This window comes from Endozoicomonas sp. ONNA1, from assembly GCF_024606325.1.
GTDB lineage: Bacteria > Pseudomonadota > Gammaproteobacteria > Pseudomonadales > Endozoicomonadaceae > Endozoicomonas_A.
Genome location: NZ_JAHHPN010000106.1, coordinates 1 through 4,247 on the forward strand (window position 1 = coordinate 1; position 4,247 = coordinate 4,247).

4 protein-coding genes and 1 pseudogene are annotated in these 4,247 nt (G+C 53.5%); all 5 read right to left on the bottom strand.

Features of this window, described 5'->3' with window-relative positions; translation table 11 throughout:
• Nucleotides 1-974, bottom strand: a pseudogene (locus KDK19_RS02380) (V-type ATP synthase subunit A); the annotation flags it as partial.
• 77 nt (nt 975-1,051) lie between these two features.
• Entirely contained in the window at nt 1,052-1,765 is a 714-nt protein-coding gene (locus KDK19_RS02385) for a DUF2764 domain-containing protein (RefSeq protein ID WP_257280414.1), read from the bottom strand.
• Nucleotides 1,766-1,827: 62 nt separating this feature from the next.
• Complete coding sequence (locus KDK19_RS02390) at nt 1,828-2,514, bottom strand: ATPase (protein WP_257280413.1); 687 nt, start codon at nt 2,512-2,514, stop codon at nt 1,828-1,830.
• A 51-nt stretch (nt 2,515-2,565) separates the two neighbouring features.
• Entirely contained in the window at nt 2,566-3,015 is a 450-nt protein-coding gene (locus KDK19_RS02395) for an ATP synthase subunit C (protein WP_257280412.1), read from the bottom strand.
• A 2-nt stretch (nt 3,016-3,017) separates the two neighbouring features.
• A partial coding sequence (locus tag KDK19_RS02400; RefSeq protein WP_257291275.1) for a V-type ATP synthase subunit I occupies nt 3,018-4,247 on the bottom strand: 1,230 nt, incomplete at its 5' end.

Here is a 4,247-nt window from a genome sequence, read left to right on the forward strand (position 1 = left end):
GTATTACAGATGATAACGGTGCGGTCGATGAGGGAGCCGCCGGTGGTAGGATCTTGCAGGTGTGGAAATTCTTCAATGGTTTCCACCACCTCACCGGCGCGTTCACCACAGGCTGTTACGATGACGATGTCGGCATCGCAGTAACGCGAGAAAGAGTGCTGTAATACTGTTTTTCCAGAACCGAACGGGCCGGGGATACAACCGGTTCCACCACGGGCAATGGGGAAGAAAGTGTCCACGATTCTCTGGGTAGTCACCAGGGGTGTATCAGGATACTGACGTTCAGTTTTACCTTTTCCGGACAAGGTTTCAGAAATGGAGTGACGTACCGGCCACTTCTGTACCATCGTAAGGTCGATCTCGTCACCCTGCCGGTTTCGCACTTTGGCAACGACGGTATCAACGCTGAAGGAGCCTTCCTGGATCCAGATCACTTCCACTTCGCCTTCGGTGTTAAAAGGAATCATGATCTTGTGCGTAAAGCGACCTTCGGGAACCGTACCAAAGGTTTCACCCGCGTGCAGTTTGTCACCAATCTTGGCCACTGCCGTAAAGGCCCACGTCTGACTGCGATCAAGCGCATCAATCTGGACACCGCGCTGCAGGAATTTACCATGCAGAGAGGCCAGTCTCTCCAGAGGGTTCTGCAGACCATCGTAGATCATGGAAAGAATGCCGGGACCCAGCTCCAGAGAGAGCAGATGGCCCGTCTGGATGATGGCGTCGCCTACTGCGACCCCCCGGGTGTCTTCGTAGACCTGAATGTCAGCGATATCACCGCGAACCCTCAGGACTTCTGCCATCAGTTGCTCCTCCACCTGTTCATTGGAGCGGCGGCCGGGCATCACGTAGACGACTTCGTTTTTGGTCAGCGGCTTACTGCCCAGACTCTTGATGGTGATGATGTCACCCATCACGGCAACGACTTTGGCCGAAGCCTGTTGTTCCAGTTCTGTGTTTGTCTGTTCACTCATGGGAGTTTTCCAAAAGCTGTTTACTGCTTGCCATGACGATGCACTCAGGGGCACTTGAAAAGTAGTGCCTCTTCACATTATGACTGCTCAATCAAGCTGTCACCGTCACGGGTTCCAGATAATGGGTTGACGAATTCGCCCAGGGCCAGATCAGTCAATTCGTTGAAGCGGTCCACTGCCTGTTCACCGTCGTAGGCTGTCCAGCGGGCCACCAGGTTCCAGCGCAGCAGGTAGATCACTACCGCTTCAAAGTCGAAGCAGTGCTGTCTGCCAGCGTCGTCCAGTCGGCGCCATACGGCTTCCAGCAGGGTTTTCTCGAGACTGAGATAATCCTGCCTGTTCAGGCAATCAATAGCCTGTGGAATCCACGGGAAGGCGTGCTGAAGGCCCAGTGTTGGATTGCTCCAGTTGCGGCGAATATAGGCATAGCGGGTGCCGAAGCTCCACTGGGGGTCGCCCGGTGCCTGCTTGCCCTGCATCTTACGGCGCAATGCTGCCATGACCGTTCTCATGTCTAGCCGCCAGTTGATCAGATCACGCAGGGTCTGGCTGGGAAGCTCACCATGCAGGCGGGCGGCCAGTTTGATCAGAGCTGCTTCGTCGACGTCTTCGCCCAGGTGGCTCCAGTGCATAAGCTGCTCCACCTTGATCAGGGTATCCTTGTCTTCCTGATTCAACATGGAGAGGCGTCGATCCAGTTGCAGACGGGAGATCGGAGTGATCTTGCTGTCAAACAGTGAATCGATATGAGGAAGCGAAGTCACCAAAGTGTAATAGGCATTTTCTGCCATTTCATTCTCCCTGAAAGTCAGGTGTTTTCAGTCTTGGCTGTTAACTTCTGACTCTTTACTCATTATTTGACGATACCTTCCAGCAGTGCCCGGAAACGAGGCTGAAGGTGTCTCAGCAAAACAGCCGTGACGGTTGTGTCGCTCAGTTCCACTTCGATCTCTTTGTCGTGAAGACGGAACTTGATACCACTCTGGCAGGTCTTGCCTACCGAGAAGGTCACGCCTTCCTGAAGCATTTCAGCGGCCTGACCGGTGACGAAGTCCAACAGAGGCCCCTGTTTAACCAGATCCGGGTTTTTGCGCAGCTCATCAACACCGATGACTTTGCGTGGCAGAACCACTTCCAGATTTTTCTCGCCGTGCAGGTTATTTTCGCCCGCCACTTCCAGAATCATTTGCTTGAGCACTTCTTCTTTCTCCAGAGAGCCGCTGACCAGCGCACTGACCTGTCCGGAGAATTTTTCCAGCAGGTAATCTTTCAGTTCCAGAACGGCGTTACGCTCTGCGAGTTGAAGGGCTTCCTGACCGGATTTGGTGATGAAGTCCGCCTCTTCACGAGCCTTGCTGACAATCGTGTCGGCTTTCGCCTGAGCTTCCCGGATCAGCTCAGCGGCATTGGCCCGGGCTTCGTTGATAATACGGTCAGCCTGATCACGACCGTCTTGTACGCCCTGATTGCGCAGTTTCTCGATCAGCTCCTGAACGCCAACAGAGACGTTCTGGCCGCCAGGATTCATTGCTGCTGTCATAATTTATTCCTCTGGTTAACGGTCCACCGTTCACTGTTCACAGTCTTCTGATCAGGCCGCAATCTGCTGACCCAGAACCAGGGCAAATACGAAAGCAAATACCGCAAAGCCTTCAACGATCGCAGCAGGAGCAATGGACAGACCAAAGACTTCTGGTTTGTTCTTGGAGGCATTGATGCAAGCGGCAACCGCCTGACCCTGATAGATAGCAGAGTACATCAGGGCAATACCGGTCAGTAGACCAATGCCCAGCAGGCCAGGGGCGCTGTTATCGGAAACACCGATACCGCTGAGGGTGAACATGATGACGATGCCGTAAATAACCTGAGAGGAAGGCATTGCCGACAGACCAATAAATTTGCCGTATCCACTCTCAACATCCAGCATGGCACCACAAGCTGCCTGGCCAGCGACTGAGCAGCCAATGGCTGAACCTACTGCCCCCAATGCAACCGGTGCGAATACGCCTATCCAGCCCAGGGCCAAGATCAGATTTTCCATGGTTAATCCTCTTGTTTTTTAAAAGATTTGAATGGGTAGCCCTCGTCGGACAGACCCCAGTTAACGAATTCAATAACGTTGAGACGCATGCCGTGTACGACACCGCTCATGATGCACAGGGCAAAGTTGAGTATGTGTCCCAGCAGCAGAATCAGGCCGCTGAACAGCACACCAATGACCGGGCTGGAGTCCAGTGCATCCATAGCCAGAGTGTTGAAAGTCATGGCCAGAGATGCACCGGAAAGTCCCAGGGCAAAAAGACGCATATAACTCAGTACGTCACCGAAAGCGGAGGTAATGTTATAAACCGCTTTCAGACCGTCCAGACCTCTCAGGCAAAAGCTGCCAACGGAGCGAACGGGTCGGGTACTGGTAAACAGGAAAACCAGTAAAGCACCTATGACCAGGCCTGCCGGTCCAACCCTGTCGGCAAAAATCGACGGCAGGGTGTGAGTCATGCCCAACCATATGGACAAACCTGAGCCCATAATGACTGCCCAACCGATCGGGGCGAGCGCATAACTGCTTTTTCGATTAACCACTGCCGTCATGATGTTGGCGATGATCAAATGCGTCACACCGACAAAGACTGACAGTTTCATCATGGCGTTGTAGTCGTTCAGGTTGACAACGGCCAGTTGACCGGGAACACTTCCCGAATCCGGCGCCACACCAAAGTAACTGCCGATCAGAATACCCCAGACAACACCCGCTGCTGACATGAAGTAAGCCAAATTCATCAGGCGTGAACCGGCCTCGGTTTTTTTCAGGTTCTTGCGGAACATGAACACGATGCCACCAAACAGCAGGCTGTACATGGCGTCACTCATGATCATGGCGAAGAACAGTGAAAACGAGTAAAAGACCAGATTACCCGGATCCCAGGTGCGGTAGTTGGGCGTCTGGAAGAAGCCCAGTGCATCTGAACCGCCACCAATGCTGTCAGATTTTTCCAGCAGGGTAGGCGGGTTGTCCTCTTCAGAGGGCTTTTCGAAGATGGCTGCAACGCTGTTTTTCAGACAGAAAGCCTCCACCGCTTTTTTCTCAGATACCGCTACCCAGCCCTGAAGCAGGAAGAAGGTTTCCTCATCCTGAGTGCCACTGCTGGCCTCTTCCAGGGCTGCCTGATCCTGTTTGGCTGCAACTGCCTGGCCCAGCAGGTAGTTCCAGCGGGTCAAAGCTTCCCGCTCTGCCAGCAGTTCTTCCAGCAAATGCTCGGACTCTTCCAGTTC